Raw genomic sequence first — 19100 nt, forward strand, 5'->3', positions numbered from 1 at the left:
TGAACGCCGATCCCCACCCAGCTTTTTAGGAGCTATCTCCTTCGTCTCCCGATAACGGCGCGTCCACTTGATCGCGCTTGACTCGCTGACACCAAAACGGTCACCCGCAGATGCGCAACTATGACCGGACAGCACGTAATCAACGACGCGCTGGCGAAGATCGACTGAATAGGCATGACTCATGAAAGCCGCCTCCTCCGCGGCCTCCAGCTTGAATCACTATTCGAGTCTTTTGGAAACCCCAAGAGTCAAACAGGTCGCAAAATGCTCTAGACCTCGTCCTTGCCGGACGCGAAGATGCAGGCCAGGGTGATCAGGGCGGCGCCGAGAAGATAGTAGCCGACGAAGCCAAGGCCGTAATGGCTTTGCAGCCAGGTGGCGGCATAGGGCGCCAGTGAGGCCCCGAAAATTCCGGCGAAATTGAAGGTGAGCGAGGCGCCGGTATAGCGCACGCCGGTCGGGAAGGGGGCGGCCAGCGCCGTACCGATCAGGCCGTAGGTCATGCCCATCAACGCCATGGCCGCGGCGGCGAAGATGAAGATACCGCTCTCGCCACCGCTCATCAGCACAGGTAGCAGGAAAGAGAAAAGGGCGATCAAAACGGTGGTGGCGATCAGCACTTCGCGGCGGCCAAAACGCTCGGCCAGCTTGGCGGTGAAAGGGATGAACAGGCCAAAGGCGATCGAGCCGAGGATCTGGACTTCGAGGGCTTCAAGGAAGGGGATTTTGCGCACCTTGACGTTATACGACAAAAGCCAGGCGCTGCCGATATAGAACAGAACGAAGGTGACCAGCGCCACGAAGGTGCCGAGGAACAGGCTACGTTTATGGTGGCGGAAAATTTCGACCAGCGGCACTTTCACGCGCTCGGCCTTGTCGATCGCTGACTGGAATTCCGGTGTTTCGGTGATCGACAGGCGCATCCATAGCCCGACAGCGATCAGAGCGATGGAGGCGATAAACGGGATGCGCCAGCCCCAGCTCAGCAGGGCCTGCTGCGAGATGAAGTGAAGCAAAATCCAGAAGATACCCGAAGCCAGCAACAGACCTAGGGGCGCACCCAGTTGCGGGAACATGCCGTACCACGAGCGCTTGCCTTCGGGCGCGTTTTCGGTGGCCAGCAGCACGGCCCCACCCCATTCGCCGCCCAGTCCGAAGCCTTGGCCGAAGCGGCACAAAGCCAGGAAGAGCGGCGCCCAGACGCCGATTTGCGCGTAGCCGGGCAGGAGGCCGATGACGACGGTTGAGATCCCCATGGTCAGAAGCGCGGCGACAAGGGTGGTCTTACGGCCGATGCGGTCACCAAAATGACCGAAGACGATGGCGCCGATCGGGCGCGCGAAGAAGGCGATCGAGAAGGTTGCGAAGGACTGTAACAGCGCGGACGTCGGGTCGCTGGCCGGAAAGAAAACGGTCGGAAAAATCAGCACCGCCGCCGTGGCGTAGACGTAAAAATCGAAGAACTCGATGGTTGTGCCGATCAGGCTGGCGATCAGGACATGGGCCGGCGAGTTGAGCGGCTTTTGGGCGGTCAAAGGGGAAGCAGAGGTCATGACCACGGGGCCTAGCGCATTTTGCGTCGAAACGGAACCCTGCAGTTAACCTAATAATCACACATAATCATGATAATGGCCGACAGTATGTCACAGTTGACGAAGTAGTGGAGCCCCGCGTGTCTCGCCATGTATTGATTCTTGAAGACAGTCGCACCCAGGCGACGATTATCAGTAAGATGTTTCAGCGCGTAGGTTATGAAACAACCTGTGTTGTCACATCCGATGAAGCACAGGAACAGTTGAGGGTTGGCGCCTTCGACCTGTTGTTGCTCGATGTCTTTGTTGAAAGCCATAATACGCTTGACGACCTGCAAGGTTACCGCGATCTGGCACCGCATGTGCCTGTGGCGATCATGACGGCCGGCCAGCTCGATAACCCCGACGCCAGCGCTGAATCCCTGAACAAGGCCCGTCGCGCCCGCGTCAACTTCCTGCTGCCAAAGCCTTTCTATTTTGATGACGTCAAGCAGATTTGTGGCGATGTCGATACCTATTGGAGTCACATCGACGCCTCCAAACAGGCCGTTGCATCCTGACCCACATCACGGCACCAAGGGTAGCTTGCCTGACGCTGCTGACAACCTGAAGACAGATATGAACGCGCCCAGCCCGTCCGATCCCACGACCGTTAACGCGGCGCTGGATAATAATTTGCTTGACCTGATGCACCAATCGCAAGGGGTTGTGACGCAGACGCGTGATTTTTTCCACCAGCTTGATGCCCAGCGCACGGCGGAATTTCGCGTGATCGCCGGTTTTCTCGAAAAGGCCCGGGCCGAGCTGCGCGATTTGCGCCCGCATGAAATCTCGGAAAAAGGGCTGCCCTCTGCCGACGCGGAGCTGGAAGCCATCACGCGCGATACCGAGGTCGCCACAAACGCCATTATGACCTCGGCCGAAACCATCATGGGCATGAACGCCGGAGATCCTGACCTCAAGGTGGCGATCGACGACGAAGTGATGAAGATGTTCGAATCCTGCGCTTTTCAGGATATCACCGGCCAGCGAGTCAGCAAGATCATCAAGGTGCTGAAGCAGATCGAGGAGCGGCTGAACGGGCTGTCGCAAACCCTGGGCATAGGCGAATCGGCTGAGCACGCGTTGACGGCGGAAGAGATTCGTCGCCGCGACCTGTTGCTCAATGGCCCGGCGATTGGCGGCCCCGAAACTGATCAGAGCGCTATCGACGCTCTGTTCGACTAAAGTACTTTAAGCGCTTTTTCAAAGCGCAGGCCGTCTTCCGAAAAAGCAAACCCCACAGCGATGAACTCAACGCCGGCACTGCGCGCGGCGTCATAGGCGCGTCCGAAAGCCGGGTCGCAATCGCGGGCAATATCGAAGGTGGTGCAATTCTCGCGTTGGACGCAGAAGACGACAACGGCGCGATAGCCGGTCTGCACCATGGTGATCAGTTCATAGAGATGCTTGGCGCCGCGTTCTGTCACACAATCGGGAAATTCGGCGTGACCGGCGCGGCGCGACAGGTGGACATTCTTGACCTCGATATAGGCGTCAGGCAGGAACGAATGGCCGCTGGCATAGATATCGATGCGGGAGTTGTGACCGTATTTTTTCTCCGGCTGCAGAGCTGTATAGCCCGTAAGCTCTGGCAACCTTTGCGCGGCTATGGCCTCGTAAATCGCCCGATTGGGCCACTGCGTATTGACGCCGACCCAGGCACCATTCTCGCTCAAAGCCTCCAGGCGATATGGCAGCTTCTTCTTCGGATCATTGAGCGGCGTTACCAGGGCGGGCGTGCCGGCGTTAAGCAGGCCTAGCATCTTGCCGGGATTGGGGCAGTGTGCTGTAATGATGTCGCCGGTATCGAGTTCGATATCCACAAAGAATCGCTTGTATCGCATCACAAGCCGCCCTCTGATGAGGCCGCTCATGCGTATAAGCTGATTATCTGCCACCGGAGTGTCATCCATGCCGAACAATCCTACAGCCGCCATCATCGTTATTGGCGACGAAATCCTGTCGGGGCGTACCATCGACTCGAACGTCAACACAATCGCCAAATTCTTAGGCGCTTTAGGGATCGACCTGCTGGAAGTGCGGATGATCCGCGATGATGAGGCTCAGGTGGTCAGCACGGTCAATGCCCTGCGTAACACCCATGAGTACGTCTTTACCACCGGCGGGATCGGCCCGACGCACGACGACATCACCGCCGACTGCATAGCCAAGGCGTTTGGCGTTGATATCAGCGAACATCCCGCGGCGCTCAAGGCGCTGACCGATCGCGCGCTCAAAATGGGCTGGGCGCTCAACGACAACAGCCGCCGCATGGCGCGCATTCCGCATGGCGCCGAACTGATCAGCAACCCGGTGTCGGCGGCGCCCGGTTTCCAGATCGGCAATGTGTTCGTCATGGCCGGCGTGCCCAAGATCATGGAAGCCATGCTGGAAGACGTCGTGCATCGCCTGCGCACCGGCAATACGGTCCTGTCGCGCACCATCAAGCTGTCCTATGTCGGGGAAAGCTCGGCCGCCGACGCCCTGCGTGAGATCAACGGGCGCTATACCGATCTGTCGCTCGGCAGCTATCCTTACGGCCTGTCGCTTGATGGCGCATTCGGCACGCAGCTTGTGGTGCGCGGCCAGGACGCCGAGCGCGTCGATGCTGCCGTAAACGAGCTGAAAGCCGCCCTAGTCTCTGTCGTCGAACAGGGCAAGGCGCGTAATCCGCTTGCCAGTTTTGAAGAAATAACCGCCTAGATCTGAGGACACTTATGAAGCTTATCGCCACCGGCCTTGCCACCGTGCTCGCCCTGACCGCCTTTCACGCTGAAGCCGCGCCCAAGAAGGCGCCTGTTTCTGCTTCTGGGGCTTTAGCCTCACCCATGCCGGTTGAGGATCAGGCCGCGGCCCTGCGCGATGCGGCCCTGACGGCCAATGGCGCCTACGATTTCCTCTCCGAGCTGACGACGCGCTTTGGTCCGCGTCCGGCCGGCAGCGACTCGGAAAAGCGTGCGGCCGAATGGTCGGCGATGCGCCTGAAGGAGCTCGGCTTCCAGAACGTCCATATCGAAAGCTTCCCGCTGCACGTCTGGGCGCGCGGTGGCCCCGAAACCATCGCTATCACGGGCGAGTTTGCGCAGCCGCTGGTCGGTGTATCGCTGGGCGGCTCGACCGCCGGCGAGGTCGAGGCCGAGGCGGTGATGTTCGACACCTATCGGGAGTTTCTCGATTCCAAGGCCGACGTGGCCGGCAAGATCGTCGTCATTCTGCAGCCGATGGCCAAGGCCAGCAACGGTTCGGGCTATGGCCGCATGTCGGGCACGGTGCGCGGCAAGGGGCAACTTGAAGCGCAAAAGCGCGGCGCGGTGGGCTACGTCATGCGCTCGCTGAGCACTGACAACAACCGCTTCGCCCACGCTGGCGCGAGCGCCTGGACCGACGGCAAGGGCATCCCCGCCATGGCAATCAGCGCGCCCGACGTTTCGCAACTGAGCCGCATCAAAGTGCTGCAAAAGGCGGGCAAGGGCGGTCCGGTGCGCATCAGCATGAAGACCACGGGCCAGTTCCTGGGTCTGAAAACCTCGCAGAATGTCGTCGCCGATCTGGTCGGTTCGGAACATCCGGAGCAGGTGATTGTGGTCGGTGGTCACCTCGATAGCTGGGATCTCGGCACGGGCGCCATTGATGACGGCGCGGGCGTCGCCATCACCATGGCCGCCGCCAAGGTCATGATGGACCAGGGCGTGAAGCCCAAGCGCACCATCCGCGTCGTGTTCTGGGGTTCGGAAGAGGTGTCGCAACCTGCGGGTGACACGACGGATACCGGCGGCGGTGCCTTTCGCGAGGCGCACAAGTCGGAGCTTTCGAACTATGTTGCGCACGCCGAATCCGATTTTGGCGCCGACAAGCTCAACAATTTTGCGCTGCTGCCAACGGATGATGCCAGCTTCGTCACCAAGCTGAGCAATCTGCTCTATCCGCTCGGTATCTATTACGACGATAAGGCCACGCCCAATGGCGGTGAGGATTCCGGCGCCATGAACGGCTTCGTGCCGGCCTTCGATCTCAATCAGGACGGTTACCGCTATTTCGATACGCACCATACCGCCAATGATACGTTCGACCGCATAGATCCGCAGCAACTGAACCAGAACGTCGCCGCCTATACCGCCACCTTGTGGCTCATGGCCAATACCGACGTCCGCTTCAAGCTGCCGCCCAAAGAGGCTCACTAAGTCTGTGCCCTCTCTCAATCCTCTGATTGAGGGAGGGCACAGTTTTTTTGCGCTGCGATGCGCATTTAAGCGACCGACGTCAAAAGTCACTCGACAGGAGCCGTATGCCCCCGTTATAAGCCGGGCTGGTTATGCGGGCGTGGCGAAATGGTAGACGCTACAGACTTAGACCAAATTGAGTGCCATCGGGGAAATCCGATGCGTAGAACTGCTCAAATTCGGGGAAGCCTTTTACTGGTAATCCCGAGCCAAGCCGGCGAAAGCCGGAAGGTGTAGAGACTAGACGGGCAGCACCTAAACCCCATCAGGGCATGGTGAAGGGATAGTCCAGACCACGAACGCCTGTGCGGCGGCGAAAGCCGAAGTGGTAAGAAAATCTGTCGGGGGCAACCCCATGCCGGTTCGAGTCCGGCCGCCCGCACCACCACTTTTTCTTCCCATAGAATCGCCGAAGAACGCTGCCGCTGAGAGCAGCGCACCCATGGGCTCAGGCGATGGGCAGTTCTTTGGCAGGCCCGCCTTAGTCCGGCTTTTTCCACAGGCGGTTATCGTAGGGCACCGGGCGGTAGGCATGGCGCTGGGCCAGACGCTCCTGCCAGAAGCCGCGATAATCCTTGATCGCCTGCACCTCGACGCCCTCGTGGTCGTATTTCAGGCCCATCTCGAAATAGGTATCGAGATTGCTGAGATCGGGCTGGGGCAGTTTGTCATCGAGGCAGTCCTGCCACATGCCGGCGTAGAGGTCTTCCAGGTGCTTCACCAGCTTGGTGGTATCGAAGAGGGTGCTGGTCATGCGGTTGGCCAGAAGCTGTTCGCGGTAGGCCGCAAGATCGCCATTGCCGCGGCCGAGCGCCACGGCCTGATCGATATAGTCCTCGACCGTGGTGCACACCAGGTCGTCGGGCAGACCGGCGGCCTTGACCAGTGATCCGCAGACGCGCGAGGCAAAGGTGCGGCCCGAAAGGGTCAGCACCGGCACGCCCATCCACAGGGCGTCCGAGCAGGTGGTGTGGGCGCCGTAGGGGGTGGTGTCGAGGAACAGGTCGGCAAGCTGGTAACGCGCCAAATGGTGGGCATTGGCCATCTTGGCGGCGAAGATGATGCGTTCGGGATCGATGCCCTTGGCCTTGGCGTAGTCCTTCAGGCGGCCGTGCGAAGTTTCGGCGCCAGAGAGCAGCCACAGCACGCTGTCGGGCACGCGGGCGAGGATTTCCAGCCAGCGATCGAAGGTGAATTTGGTGATCTTGTGTGTGCCGTTGAAACAGCAATAGACGAAGGCCTTTTCCGGCAGCCCCACCTCTGCGCGCGTCGGCACGGTATCGGCCACGATGCGCAGGCGGTTGTTCGGCTGGTAGCAGGGCAGGCGGGTGACGGCTTCGGAGTAATAGATTTCGTCGCCGGCGGGGATCACCCAGTCATCGGCCACGATATAGTTGTGGTAGGGGCTGCCGAGTGAGCCGGGGAAGCCCAGCCAGTTGACGATCACCGGTGCAGGGCGCAGGGCCAGAAGCTTGACGCGGCCATCGCGGGTGTAGCCGTTGACATCGATCAGGATCTGGATGCCGTCGTCGGCGATACGGCGGGCGGCGGTGACATCGTCCATGCCGGTGATGTCGATGAAATGATCCGAGGTTTCTTTATAGTGGTTGTGGATCGCATCATCGGTCGCGATGCCGCAATAATAGCTGTAGACCTCGACCTTACTCCGGTCATGCAGGCCCATGACCTCATACATCAGGTGGCCGATGGCGTGTTCGCGCAGGTCGGACGACAGGTAGCCGATGCGGATCTTCTGCTGGGTGTTAGCGGTCTTCTTGCCATTGCGGGCTGCCCAGTGCTTGGTGATGATCTCGCCGACCGGTTCACCGACATCTTTCAGATTGTAGTGATAGCTGACCGCTAACTGGAACATCGGGTCGTCGGTATAGGCGTCGATCGACAGGGGCGATATGCCGGAGAGCAGATTATCGCGCGTCATGTTCTCGAACGGCAGCACGATCGGCCAGGCGCACTGGCGCTGGCGCAGGGCGATGAAGTGCTGCATGGCCTCGCGCTGGTGCGGATCAAGTTCTAGGCTGATGCGCAGGGCGGTTTCGGCGGCCTCGTCCTGATGGGCGCCTTCGAGCACGCGCGCCGACTGATTGAGCGCCATGGTCTTGTGCTTGAGCGCCGAGCCGTTGAGCTGGTTCAGGCGGCTGGCGAGGTTGTTCCAGGTGATGACGGCCTGAGCGTTATCGCCCAGCCCCTCATAGATGCGGCCGAGATTAATGTAGACGCTGTGGAAATCGGGGGCGATCTCGACCACGCGCTCCATCACTTCGCGGGCGCGGTGCAAGTCGCGCGCGTCGGTGAGGATGACGCCGAGATTGAACAGCAGGGCGTAGAGCAGGGGGTGGTCGGGATTGTTGGCCACGAACTGATCGTAGAGAGCGATGGCCGACATTTCCTGCCCAGAGCTTTTCAGCGCTTCGGCCGTTTGGATGAGTTCCATCACGCCCATGGCGTTGCCGGCGTTCGTGTCCGCAGGCTTGATCTGTGCTGTGTCCGGCATGGTGTCCCCGATTCGTTACGCATGAGAGTTTAAACGCGGTTAACCTTTTGTCAAAGCGGGTCAGTGCGCGCCGGCGGTGAAATAAGTTCGGCAAATGTGGCGACTCGTGGCAAAGCGCGAGGCGGGACAATACGGCGCATATGTAAGCCGAGGGGATAGTATGAAGAAGATCTTGGTAACGGGCGGTGCGGGTTTCCTCGGTTCACATCTGTGCGAGCGCCTGCTGGCGCGCGGCGACGATGTGGTGTGCGTCGATAACTTCTTCACCGGCCAGCGCAAGAACGTCGCGCACCTGATGAGCAATCCCTATTTCGAGGTGATGCGCCACGACATCACTTTCCCGCTCTATGTCGAGGTCGATGAAATCTACAATCTGGCCTGTCCGGCATCGCCGGTGCATTATCAGTTCGATCCGGTCCAGACCACCAAGACGAGCGTGATCGGCGCGATCAACATGCTGGGCCTGGCCCGGCGCACCAAGGCCAAGATCCTTCAGGCCTCGACCAGCGAAATCTACGGTGATCCGGAAGTCCATCCGCAGACCGAGGACTACTGGGGCCGCGTCAACGTGCAGGGCCCGCGCGCCTGCTATGACGAGGGCAAGCGCTGCGCCGAGACCCTGTTTTTCGATTATAACCGCCAGCATAACCTGCGCATCAAGGTCATGCGCATCTTCAACACCTATGGTCCGCGCATGCACCCGAATGACGGGCGCGTGGTGTCCAATTTCATCGTGCAGGCCCTGCGCGGTGAGCCGATCACGCTCTATGGCACAGGCGACCAGACGCGCAGCTTCTGTTATGTCGATGACCTGATCGACGGCATGATCAAGCTGATGGACAGTCCGGACGACATCACCGGCCCGATCAATATCGGCAATCCGGTCGAGTTCACCATGAAGGAACTGGCCGAAAAGATTATCCGGCTGACAGGGGCAGGCAGCGAACTGGTTCATAAGCCCTTGCCGCAGGACGATCCGCGTCAGCGCCAGCCCAATATCTCACTGGCCAGGGAAAAGCTCGGCTGGCAGCCGAACGTCAAGCTGGATGAAGGCCTTGAGCGTACCATTGCCTATTTCAAGAGCGAGCTGAACCTCTGACCTGTTGCGGTTGGGGTGCTCTTGGGTTGTATTCTGTGACGTTGCGGCAAAGTTAATCAAAAGTTTACTTTAAAGATTAATAAACTGCTTAATTAAAGTGGTTGGGAAATTTAGGGGTTGAGTCGTGTCATCTATCAGCGGGCTGTCAGCAGCACAAATTTCGAAGCTTAGTAACGCGTTCATTCAGAACATGTCGACCAGTCAGCTGGCGGAACTGAAAACGACTCAGATCAGCGCTTTATCGACCTCCGGGGTTGCGGTCCTCTCGACCACCCAGATCGGGGCGCTCAGTACAAGCCAGCTCAAGTCACTGACCACCACGCAGGTCAAGGCGCTTACGACTGGCCAGATTACCTTCCTGGCGACCGGTGCGGTCGCCTTTACCAGTTCTCAGCTCTCGGTTTTGCTGACCGCTCAGCTCGAAGCCTTCTCCAGCACCGCGATCGCCGCGCTCGACACCACCCAGCTCTCCGGCCTGACCGCTTCCGAAATCAGCAACCTGACCACCACGCAGTTCGCGGCCCTGACCTCGGATCAGGTCGGCAAGTTCTCGACCTCGCAAATTCGCGGCCTGACCACGGCTGAAGTCGGCGCCCTGACCACCACCCAGCTTTCCGGCCTGACGACGGCACAGCTCGGCGCGTTCGGCGCCACCGCCATCGGCGCTCTGACCTCGACCTCTCTGCTGGCCCTGAGTTCGACGCAGGTGCAGGGTTTCAGCACCGTCGCCATCGCCGCCCTGAGCACGACGCAGTTCAATGATGTCTCGACCACGCTGATCGGCGAGCTGACGGCTACACAACTGAAGTCGGTCTCGACCACCAACCTCAACAGCCTGTCGACCACCGAAATTGGCGCGCTCGCTACCACGGTGATCTCGGCCCTGGCCGCCACGCAGATCGGTGGTCTCAACGCCACTTCGATCGGCGCCCTGACCTCGACGCAGGCCACGACGCTTTCGACCTCGCAGCTGGTCGCCATTGGCACGGCCGCGCTGGCCGGCCTTACGACGACCGATGCCGCAGCGCTTACGACGACGCAACTTGGTTCGCTCACCGCCGTTCAGGCGGGCGCCCTGGACACCAATCAACTGGCCGCGCTCAGCACCACTCAGCTCAATGGCCTGACCTCCGTCTCCATTGCCGCGCTCAAGAGCACGCAGGCTGCCGGCCTGACCACGACGCAGCTTTCCGGCCTTGATACCGTGCGCCTGCAGGCGCTCAACACCACGCTCCTGACGGCGCTGGACAGCACGCAGGTCGGTTCGTTCACGAGCACGCAGGTCGCGCTGCTCAAGACGACCCAGCTTAATGCTCTGAACGGTACGGCCTTCCTTGACCTGACCACGACCGATGTCGGCGCGTTGACGACGCTGCAACTGGCGGGCTTGAACTCGACCCAGGTCGAGCGCCTGACCGAAACGCAAATCGGCGCGCTTGACGCGACGCAGATTGGTTCGATCGCTGCCACCAATATCTCGACCTTCTCCACGGCCGATATTGACGCCCTAACGACGACGCAGATCGCCGGCATCACTTCGGCGCAAGTGTCGCGCCTGACCAACACGCAGTTGGGCAATCTCAACTCAACCCAGTTCACCGCCCTGACCACGACCGCGCTGGGCGGCCTGACCGGCGCGCAACTGTCCAGCATCGCCACCGACTCGCTGGCGGCGCTTTCTACCGATCAGCTCAACGCCCTCAATAACGTCGCTGTCGCCGCCATCACCTCGACTCAGGTGGCTAACCTGACGACGACGCAAATCGCCGGCCTCAATGAAACGAAGATCGGCGCGCTCAGCACCACGGCCATCAGTGGCTTGACCACGACCGAAGTCGATAACCTGACCACCACCCAGATCGGCAAGCTCAGCTCGGCGCAGGTGACGGCGCTCGGCGCCACCAATCTGGCGGAACTGTCCACTACGAATATGGCCTTGCTGACCGTTGCACAGGTCGGTGGCGTCACCTCCGCGCAGATCGGCGCGCTGACCTCAACCCAGACAGCGGCCCTGACCTCGACACAACTGAACGCCCTGACCACGGTCGCCGTCAAGGCGATCAGCGCGGGTCAGGCGGGCGCCATCACCTCGACCGGCCTGTCTGGCCTGGCTGTGACCCGCATCGGTTCGCTGACTTCGGCGGCCGTCAATGCCCTGACCACCACGGCCCTGACCGGTTTGACCGCGACCCAGGCGCTCGGCCTGAGTGCCACGCAGGTTGGGGGCTTCTCGACCACACAGATCGCCTCGCTCTCGACCGATCAGCTCAACAAGCTGACCACGGCGGCGGTTGCCGGCCTCAATGCGACCCTGGCGGAAGCCTTGACCACCACGCAGGTGTCAGGTCTGGCGACGACGGTCCTGTCGGCCTTGACCACCGGTGCGGTCGCCGCGCTTGATCAGACGCAGATCGCCACGCTTAGCACGGCTCAGATACAGTCGCTCAAGACGGCGCAGCTCAATGCCCTGACCTCGACGGCGATTGGTGGCCTGACGACGACGGAACTCGACAGCCTGACCTCGACCCAGGTCGCCGGCCTCTCGACCGCGCAAATCGCCAATCTCAACACCACCAACATCACCAACCTTGAAACCACGCAACTGGCAGGCCTGACGGCCGCGCAACTCGGCGCCTTCGCCACCAGTCAACTCGGTGCCCTGACCACGGTGCAACTGAACAGCCTGACGAGCGCCACCATCGGCGCACTGAAAACGACGCAGGCGACCGGCTTGACGACCACACAGATTTCAGGCCTCGACACCACGCGCCTGCAAGCTTTGAACACAGCGCTTCTGGCGACGCTCGACAGCACGCAGATCGGCTCGCTGACCTCGACCCAGATGGTTGATCTCAAGGCCACGCAATTGAACGCGCTGAACGCTACGGCCTTTACAGATCTGAACACGACCGATGTCGGTGTGCTGACGACCACGCAACTGACAGGTCTGAATGCGACCCAGGTCGAGCGCCTGACCTCGACCCAGGTCGGGACGCTGACCTCGACCCAGCTTGGCGCCCTGACCGCCGCCACGATCTCGACCTTCTCGACCGATGACATTACGGCGCTGTCAACCACGCAACTGGCCGGCGTCACTTCGGCGCAGGTCGGCAAGCTGACCACGACCCAGCTCTCCACCCTGACCTCGACCCAGTTCGGCGCCATCACCTCGACAGCGCTCAGCGGCCTGACCGCTGCTCAGGTCGGCGGTATCGCCACGGCGTCACTGGCCGCGCTCGGCACGGATCAGCTCAACGCCCTGAGCGCCGTCGCCCTGTCCGGCATCACCTCGGCTCAAGCCGGCGCCCTGACCACAACCCAGATCACGGGCCTGACCGAAACCAAGCTGGCCGCCCTGACGACAGCCGCCATCGGTGGCCTGACGACAACCGAAGCCGGCACACTCAGCTCGACACAGCTTGGTAAGCTGAGCTCGGCTCAGATCACCGCGCTCGGCGCCACCAACCTGGCGCAACTGTCCACGACGAACCTGGCCCTGCTGACCTCGGCTCAAGTCGGCGGCGTGACCTCCGGCCAGATCGCCGCCCTGACCTCAACCCAGACAGCGGCCCTGACCTCGACACAACTGAACGCTCTGACCACTGTAGCCATCAAGGCGCTCAGCACCGATCAGGCGGCGGCGATCACCTCGACCAACCTGTCCGGCCTGGCTGTGACACGTATCGGTTCGCTCACGACATCGGCTGTTACCGCCCTGACGACGACGGCTCTGACGGGCCTGACTTCGACCCAGGCGCTTGGTCTGACCTCCTCGCAGGTCAGCGGGCTGACCACGACCCAGGTCGCCTCGCTCTCGACCGACCAGATCAACAAGCTGACCACGGCGGCGGTCGCGGGGCTAAACGCTACGCTCGCCGAGGCTCTGACCACCACTCAGGTGAGTGGTCTGGCGACAACGATCCTGTCATCACTGACCACCGGCGCGATTGCCGCGCTTGACCAGACACAGATCGCGACGCTCAGCACAGCGCAAATGCAGGCTCTCAAGACGGCGCAACTCAATGCCCTGACCTCGACGGCCATCGGCGGCCTGACGACGACCGAACTGGACGGCCTGACCTCGAGCCAGGTCGCCGGCCTCTCGACTGCCCAGATCGCCAATCTCAACACCACTAACATCACCAATCTGGAAACGACCCAACTGGCAGGCCTGACGGGCGCCCAACTGGGTAGCTTCGCCACCAACCAGCTCGCTGCTCTGACGACGACACAACTAAACAGCATCACGGCGCTGGCGCTTGGCGCGCTCAAGAGCACGCAATCGACCGGCCTGACGACGACGCAGCTTTCGGGCCTCGATACCACCCGTCTGCAGGCGCTGAACACGACGCTTCTGACGGCGCTGGACGCTACGCAGGTCGATAGCCTGACCTCGACTCAGGTGGGTCTGCTCAAGACGACGCAACTCAATGCGATCAATGCGACGTCCTTCAGCGGCCTGACCACGACCGACGTCGCCGCCCTGACGACTTTGCAAGTGGCGGGCCTGAACTCGACCCAGGTCGAGCGTCTGACCTCGACCCAGGTTGGCGGCCTCAGCTCCGATCAACTCGGCGCCCTGACTGCGGCCACGATCTCGACCTTCTCGACGGACGATATCGATGCTCTTTCCACGACCCAACTGGCCGGCGTCACCTCGGCGCAGGTAGGCAAGCTGACTACGACCCAGCTATCGGCCCTTAACTCGACCCAGTTTGGCGCCATTACCTCGACCGCTCTGGCTGGCCTGACCTCGCTTCAGGTCAGCGGCATCGCCACCGACTCGCTGGCGGCCCTGACCACCGATCAGCTTAACAGCCTGGCCGCCACCGCCCTTGCCGGCATCACCTCCACGCAGGTCGCCAATCTGACCACCACGCAGATCTCGGGCCTGACCGAAACCAAGCTGGCGGCGCTTTCGACCGGCGCACTCGGCGGCCTGACCACGACCGATATTGGCCTGCTCAGCACGACACAACTCAGCAAGCTTAGCTCAGTGCAGGTGGGAGCGCTTGGCGCCACCAACTTCTCGGAACTGAGCACCACCAAAATCAATGCCCTGACCGCCACCCAACTGGCCGGCGTCAGTTCGCAGGAACTGGCGGCCCTGACTTCGACCCAGGTCGGCGCCCTGACCTCGACCTCGCTCAACGCCCTGACGACGCTGGCGCTTAAGTCGCTGACGACCGATCAGGCCGCTGCCATCACCTCGACCGGCCTGTCCGGTCTGGCCGTGACGCGCATCAGTTCGCTGACGACAGCAGCGGTCAACGCCCTGACGACGACGACCCTGACAGGACTGACCTCGACCCAGGCGCTCGGCCTGACCTCATCACAGGTCAGCGCCCTGACCACCACCCAGATCAGTTCGCTCTCGACCGACCAGATCAACAAGCTGACCACCGCCGCTGTGGCCGGATTGAACGCCACCCTGGCGGATGCCCTGACCACCACGCAGGTCGGCGGACTGGCCACTACGCTGCTCGCGGCCCTGACCACTGGCGCGATCGCCGCGCTGGATGAGACCCAGATCACCACGCTCAGCACAGCCCAGGTCCAGTCGCTGAAGGCGCCGCAACTGAACGCCCTGACCTCGACGGCCGTCGCTGGTCTGACCACCACAGAAGTGAGCGGCCTGACGACTGCGCAACTCACCGGCCTGACGGCGACGCAAGCGGGCAACCTGACCTCGACCCAGCTTGGTGTCCTGCTCTCGACCCAGCTTGGTGCCCTGACCACGGCCAGTATCGCGGTGCTTGACGCCACCGACATTGGCGCCATCGACTCGACGCAACTGGCGGGCCTTGGTGCGCTCCAGATCGGTGCTCTCAACGCCACGGCCTTCGCCGGCCTGAGCACCACCAAACTCGGCGCGCTGACCACCGCTCAGGTGGCTGGTATCACGTCTTCGGATCTGGTGGCCCTGACCACGACGCAACTGGGCAGCCTCGGTTCGACCCAGATCGGCGCCATCTCGACGCGGACGCTTTCGGCTCTCACCGAGACGACCTTCGGCGGCCTGTCGACGACGCAACTTGGCGGCCTGACCCAGACCCAACTCTCCACGCTTACGGAAACGGCGCTGAATGGTCTGACGACGACGCAGCTAAGCAATCTTACGACGACACAACTCGGTGGCATTAAGGCGAGCCAACTGGCCTCCCTGACCTCCGATCAGCTTGCGGGTCTGACCTCTACCCAACTCGGTTCGCTGAGCACGACGGTCATTGCCGGCCTGAACGCCACTCAGGCCAACAGCCTGACCACGACCCAGTTCTCCGGCATCACCGATACCCAGCTGCCGGGCCTTAGCACCACGGTCTTTGGCTCGCTCTCCACCAGCGTGATCGATGCCCTGACGACGACGCAGATCGGCCTGATTACGGCCAACGAGCTGAAATCGATGAGCACGGCGCAACTGGCAGCGGCTGATCAGACGCAATTGTCGGCCATCAGCACCACGGCCATCGCCGGACTGAGCGCAATGCAGGTCGGCAGCCTCTCGACCACACAACTGACGCTGCTGACGACGTCGCAGATTGGTGCCCTTACCACCTCGGCGATCACCGGCCTGACGACTGATCAGATCCCTTCGCTCTCGACGACGCAGATCACCGGCATCACGGGAATCCAGCTTTCAGCCTTCTCGGACCCTCAACTGGAATCCCTGACTGACGCGCAGCAACTCGCGCTCTAGGTAGAGACATTGAAGCCATGAAAAAGCCGGTGGAAGGTAACTTCCACCGGCTTTTTTAATGTTTGAGAACTATTTCCCGTCGGCGATCTGATCAAGCGTCTTGGCGGGGGTGATGGCCTGCGGATCGATGTAGCAGTGGATGATGGCGGGCTTACCGGAAGCCTGCGCCCGCTGGAAGGCCGGCGCAAACTCCGCCGTGGTGCGGACAGTTTCACCATGGCCGCCAAAGGCCTTGGCATAGGCGGCGAAGTCGGGGTTTTTCAGGTCGGTGCCGACGACGCGGTGCGGATAGTTGCGCTCCTGGTGCATGCGGATAGTGCCATACATACCGTTATCAATAACTAGGACAATGACCGGGATATCGTATTGGACGGCGGTGGCAAACTCGTTGCCGTGCATGAGGAAGCAGCCGTCGCCCGCGAAAACAACGACCGTCTTGTCGGGGCACTGGCGCTTGGCCATGACGCCCGCCGGCACGCTGTAGCCGACGCTGCCCGAAGTGGGGGCGATCTGTGTGCGCGGCTGGTTATGACGCCAGTAGCGGTGCAGCCAGATGGCGTAGTTGCCGGCGCCGTTGCAGGTGATGGTGTCAGCCGGCAGATTTTCCCGCAGCCACACCATGACCTCGCCATACTGGAAATCGCCGGGGATCTTGGCTGGCGTGGTTGTCCACATCAGGAAGTCCATATGGGCGTTTTGCGTCTCTTCCAGCCAGGGTTTGGTGACCGGCGGCTTGAGATCGGCCAGCGACTGTGCAAACGCATCCGGCGCGCAGACATTGCCAAGTGCCGGTTGGTAAACCTTGCCGATTTCGCCAGCATCCGGGAAGATATGGACCAGGGTTTGCTGCGGCGTCGGCAGGTCAATCAGGGTGTAGCTCGACGACGGCACCTCAGCCATGCGTGCGCCCAGCAGGATTAGCAGATCGGCGTCCTTGACGCGTTGCGCCAGCTTGGGATTGGGGCCAAAGCCAAGATCGCCGGCATAGGACGGATGGTCAGCCGGAAAGAGCGCCGAACGGCGGAATTCGGTGGCGACCGGAAGGGCGAAGGTTTCGGCAAAATTGACAATTGCCTGACAGCCCTCAAGGCTCCAGTTGCTGCTACCCAGTATGACCAGCGGCTTTTTTGCCTTGGCAAGCAGGACTTCAAACTGTTGCAAGGCCTTGACCGACAGTTCGGGTTTGGCAAAGCTAAGCACCGGAGCGTCGGCCACGTCCTCAATATCCGTCAGCACATCTTCCGGTAGGGAGATGACCACCGGACCGGGGCGGCCCTGCATGGCGACGCGGAAAGCACGGGCGACGATTTCGGGGATGCGTTTGGCGTCGGTGATCTCGACCACCCACTTGGCCGTGCTGCCGAAAAAGGCCTGATAATCCATTTCCTGAAAGGCGCCGCGGCCGAGCATGGCGCGCTCGACCTGACCGATGAACAGGATCATCGGTGTCGAGTCATGCTGCGCAATGTGAACGCCATGCGCCGCGTTGGTGGCGCCGGGGCCGCGCGTCACGAAACAGACGCCTGGACGTGCGGTCAGCTTGCCATAGGCCTCGGCCATGATGGCGGCGCCGCCTTCGTGACGGCAGATCAGCACGTCGATATCGGCGTCGTGCATGGCGTCGAGCGCCGCCAGATAGCTTTCACCGGGCACGCAGGTGACGCGCTCGACACCTTGTTTGACGAGTTGATCGACCAGAATCTGGCCACCGGTGCGTGAAGTCATTGCGTAGTCCATTGCGCTTGCCCGGAGCCGAGCATGGGGGAAGGAGAGGGGGCGGACATGCGTTCGTCGTTGATAACGATGGGCGAGGCGACGCCTGAGACCTTTGAGCCATCGGCGGCGGTCAATTCGAGCCGCATACCACGATGGATAATCTGCGGATCGCTGAACACGTCCTCGATACGGTTGATCGGTCCGGCGGGAACCCCGGCGGCCTCGAACGCCGCCAGCCATTCGGCGCGGGTCTTTTGCATCAGGTAAGGTTGCACAGCGGATTGCAAATCCGTGCGGCGGGCGACACGCAGGGCATTGGTGGCGTAGTCCGGCTGGGCAGCGATATCGCCGGCGCCGAGCGTGGCGCAAAACTTCTGGAACTGGCCATCATTGCCGACCGCAACGATGATATGGCCGTCGGCCACCTGAAACACCTGATAGGGCGCGATATTAGGATGGGCATTGCCAAGCCGCGTCGGTGATTTTCCGGACACCAGATAATTGCTGGCCTGGTTGGCGAGGATCGAGGTGGCGGTATCGAACAGCGACATGTCGATATGGCAGCCTTCACCACGGGTTTCGCGGCCATGGACGGCGGCCAGGATAGCGGTCGCGGTATATATGCCGGTGAAGATATCGACCACGGCGACGCCGACCTTCTGCGGTTCGCGCTCGGGTTCGCCGGTGATGTCCATCAGGCCGCTCATGCCCTGAATAATGTAGTCATAGCCGGCGCGGGCGGCATACGGGCCGGTTTGGCCGAAGCCGGTGATTGAGGCGTAGATCAGGCGCGGATTGACGGCTTTGAGGCTGTCGTAATCCAGGCCATATTTTTTCAGGCCACCGACCTTGAAGTTCTCGATCAGGATATCGGCCTCGGCGGCCAGCGCACGAATGGCGGCCTGGCCTTCAGGCGTTTCAAAGGCAATGGCGACCGAGGACTTGCCGCGATTGGTGGCGTGGAAATAGGCCGCGCCCCATGAATTGCCGGCGGCGTCTGTAACGAACGGTGGCCCCCAGGTGCGGGTGTCGTCGCCGACCTCCGGACGCTCGATTTTGATCACTTGCGCGCCCAGATCGGCCAGCAATTGCCCGCACCACGGGCCGGCCAGTATGCGAGCGAGTTCGAGTACTTTGAGGCCGGCGAGGGGCTTGGCGTGCGGTTTCATAATTGGCAGCCATGGATAGTTTTTCCTTCCCCGTTTACGGGGAAGGTGGCATGAGCGCAGCGAATGACGGAAGGGGGGGAATAGTCAGCCGTTCCCCCTCCCACCGCTTCGCG

At 61.5% G+C, this 19100-nt stretch carries 12 protein-coding genes; 6 read left to right on the plus strand and 6 right to left on the minus strand.

Annotated features, from left to right (window positions below):
• Together B060_RS26540 and B060_RS0112540 are read right to left on the minus strand one after the other, a co-directional pair.
• A partial coding sequence (locus B060_RS26540) for a helix-turn-helix domain-containing protein (protein ID WP_157405638.1) occupies positions 1-183 on the minus strand: 183 nt, incomplete at its 3' end.
• 86 nt (positions 184-269) lie between these two features.
• Entirely contained in the window at positions 270-1553 is a 1284-nt protein-coding gene (locus tag B060_RS0112540; RefSeq protein ID WP_018082139.1) for an MFS transporter, read from the minus strand.
• A gap of 119 nt (positions 1554-1672) precedes the next feature.
• Between B060_RS0112540 and B060_RS0112550 the strand changes: the two genes are divergently transcribed.
• Both B060_RS0112550 and B060_RS24430 read left to right on the plus strand, forming a co-directional pair.
• Positions 1673-2092 carry a response regulator gene (locus tag B060_RS0112550; protein ID WP_031220155.1) on the plus strand — a complete coding sequence of 140 codons (420 nt, stop codon included), beginning with the start codon at positions 1673-1675 and terminating at the stop codon, positions 2090-2092.
• A 58-nt stretch (positions 2093-2150) separates the two neighbouring features.
• Positions 2151-2759, plus strand: a complete 609-nt coding sequence (locus tag B060_RS24430) for a hypothetical protein (RefSeq protein ID WP_018082141.1) — start codon at positions 2151-2153, stop codon at positions 2757-2759.
• Here B060_RS24430 and sfsA read toward each other — a convergent pair.
• Entirely contained in the window at positions 2756-3487 is a 732-nt protein-coding gene (gene sfsA / locus B060_RS0112560) for a DNA/RNA nuclease SfsA (RefSeq protein WP_342341562.1), read from the minus strand. The two genes, B060_RS24430 and sfsA, sit on opposite strands and share 4 nt — an antisense overlap.
• Between sfsA and B060_RS24435 the strand changes: the two genes are divergently transcribed.
• The gene (locus tag B060_RS24435; RefSeq protein WP_018082143.1) at positions 3486-4277 is read left to right on the plus strand and encodes a competence/damage-inducible protein A; all 792 of its coding nucleotides are present in this window, start codon (positions 3486-3488) and stop codon (positions 4275-4277) included. The genes sfsA and B060_RS24435 overlap by 2 nt on opposite strands.
• A 14-nt stretch (positions 4278-4291) precedes the next feature.
• Positions 4292-5755, plus strand: coding sequence for a M20/M25/M40 family metallo-hydrolase (locus B060_RS0112570; protein WP_018082144.1), 1464 nt, complete (start codon positions 4292-4294; stop codon positions 5753-5755).
• 520 nt (positions 5756-6275) lie between these two features.
• On the opposite strand, the gene B060_RS0112575 is transcribed toward B060_RS0112570, so the two are convergent.
• A complete protein-coding gene (locus tag B060_RS0112575; protein ID WP_018082145.1) occupies positions 6276-8306 on the minus strand; it encodes an O-linked N-acetylglucosamine transferase, SPINDLY family protein in 2031 nt (676 codons plus the stop codon).
• Positions 8307-8466: 160 nt separating this feature from the next.
• Here B060_RS0112575 and B060_RS0112580 point away from each other — a divergent pair, with 160 nt between their 5' ends.
• Together B060_RS0112580 and B060_RS0112585 are read left to right on the plus strand one after the other, a co-directional pair.
• Positions 8467-9405 (plus strand): UDP-glucuronic acid decarboxylase family protein, encoded by a 939-nt coding sequence (locus B060_RS0112580; RefSeq protein ID WP_018082146.1) that lies wholly within the window; start codon positions 8467-8469, stop codon positions 9403-9405.
• A 190-nt stretch (positions 9406-9595) separates the two neighbouring features.
• Positions 9596-16102, plus strand: a complete 6507-nt coding sequence (locus B060_RS0112585; RefSeq protein ID WP_018082147.1) for a beta strand repeat-containing protein — start codon at positions 9596-9598, stop codon at positions 16100-16102.
• 69 nt (positions 16103-16171) lie between these two features.
• Here the strand turns inward: B060_RS0112585 and B060_RS0112590 are convergent, their stop codons facing one another.
• Both B060_RS0112590 and B060_RS0112595 read right to left on the minus strand, forming a co-directional pair.
• Positions 16172-17827, minus strand: coding sequence for a thiamine pyrophosphate-binding protein (locus B060_RS0112590; RefSeq protein ID WP_018082148.1), 1656 nt, complete (start codon positions 17825-17827; stop codon positions 16172-16174).
• Positions 17824-18987, minus strand: coding sequence for a CaiB/BaiF CoA transferase family protein (locus B060_RS0112595; RefSeq protein ID WP_018082149.1), 1164 nt, complete (start codon positions 18985-18987; stop codon positions 17824-17826). Before B060_RS0112595 ends, B060_RS0112590 begins: the two co-directional genes overlap by 4 nt.
• Between the last annotated feature and the right edge of the window lie 113 nt (positions 18988-19100).

The sequence above is a fragment of the Asticcacaulis benevestitus DSM 16100 = ATCC BAA-896 genome (assembly GCF_000376105.1).
In the GTDB taxonomy this organism is placed as follows: Bacteria; Pseudomonadota; Alphaproteobacteria; order Caulobacterales; family Caulobacteraceae; genus Asticcacaulis; species Asticcacaulis benevestitus.

What these genes read in the sequence shown, in the direction of transcription:
- B060_RS0112540 (WP_018082139.1), bottom strand. Translation starts at nt 1,553, where the DNA reads ATGACCTCTGCTTCCCCTTTGACCGCCCAAAAGCCGCTCAACTCGCCG.
- B060_RS24430 (WP_018082141.1), top strand. Translation starts at nt 2,151, where the DNA reads ATGAACGCGCCCAGCCCGTCCGATCCCACGACCGTTAACGCGGCGCTG.
- B060_RS24435 (WP_018082143.1), top strand. Translation starts at nt 3,486, where the DNA reads ATGCCGAACAATCCTACAGCCGCCATCATCGTTATTGGCGACGAAATC.
- sfsA (WP_342341562.1), bottom strand. Translation starts at nt 3,487, where the DNA reads ATGGATGACACTCCGGTGGCAGATAATCAGCTTATACGCATGAGCGGC.
- B060_RS0112570 (WP_018082144.1), top strand. Translation starts at nt 4,292, where the DNA reads ATGAAGCTTATCGCCACCGGCCTTGCCACCGTGCTCGCCCTGACCGCC.
- B060_RS0112575 (WP_018082145.1), bottom strand. Translation starts at nt 8,306, where the DNA reads ATGCCGGACACAGCACAGATCAAGCCTGCGGACACGAACGCCGGCAAC.
- B060_RS0112580 (WP_018082146.1), top strand. Translation starts at nt 8,467, where the DNA reads ATGAAGAAGATCTTGGTAACGGGCGGTGCGGGTTTCCTCGGTTCACAT.
- B060_RS0112585 (WP_018082147.1), top strand. Translation starts at nt 9,596, where the DNA reads ATGTCGACCAGTCAGCTGGCGGAACTGAAAACGACTCAGATCAGCGCT.
- B060_RS0112590 (WP_018082148.1), bottom strand. Translation starts at nt 17,827, where the DNA reads ATGACTTCACGCACCGGTGGCCAGATTCTGGTCGATCAACTCGTCAAA.
- B060_RS0112595 (WP_018082149.1), bottom strand. Translation starts at nt 18,987, where the DNA reads ATGAAACCGCACGCCAAGCCCCTCGCCGGCCTCAAAGTACTCGAACTC.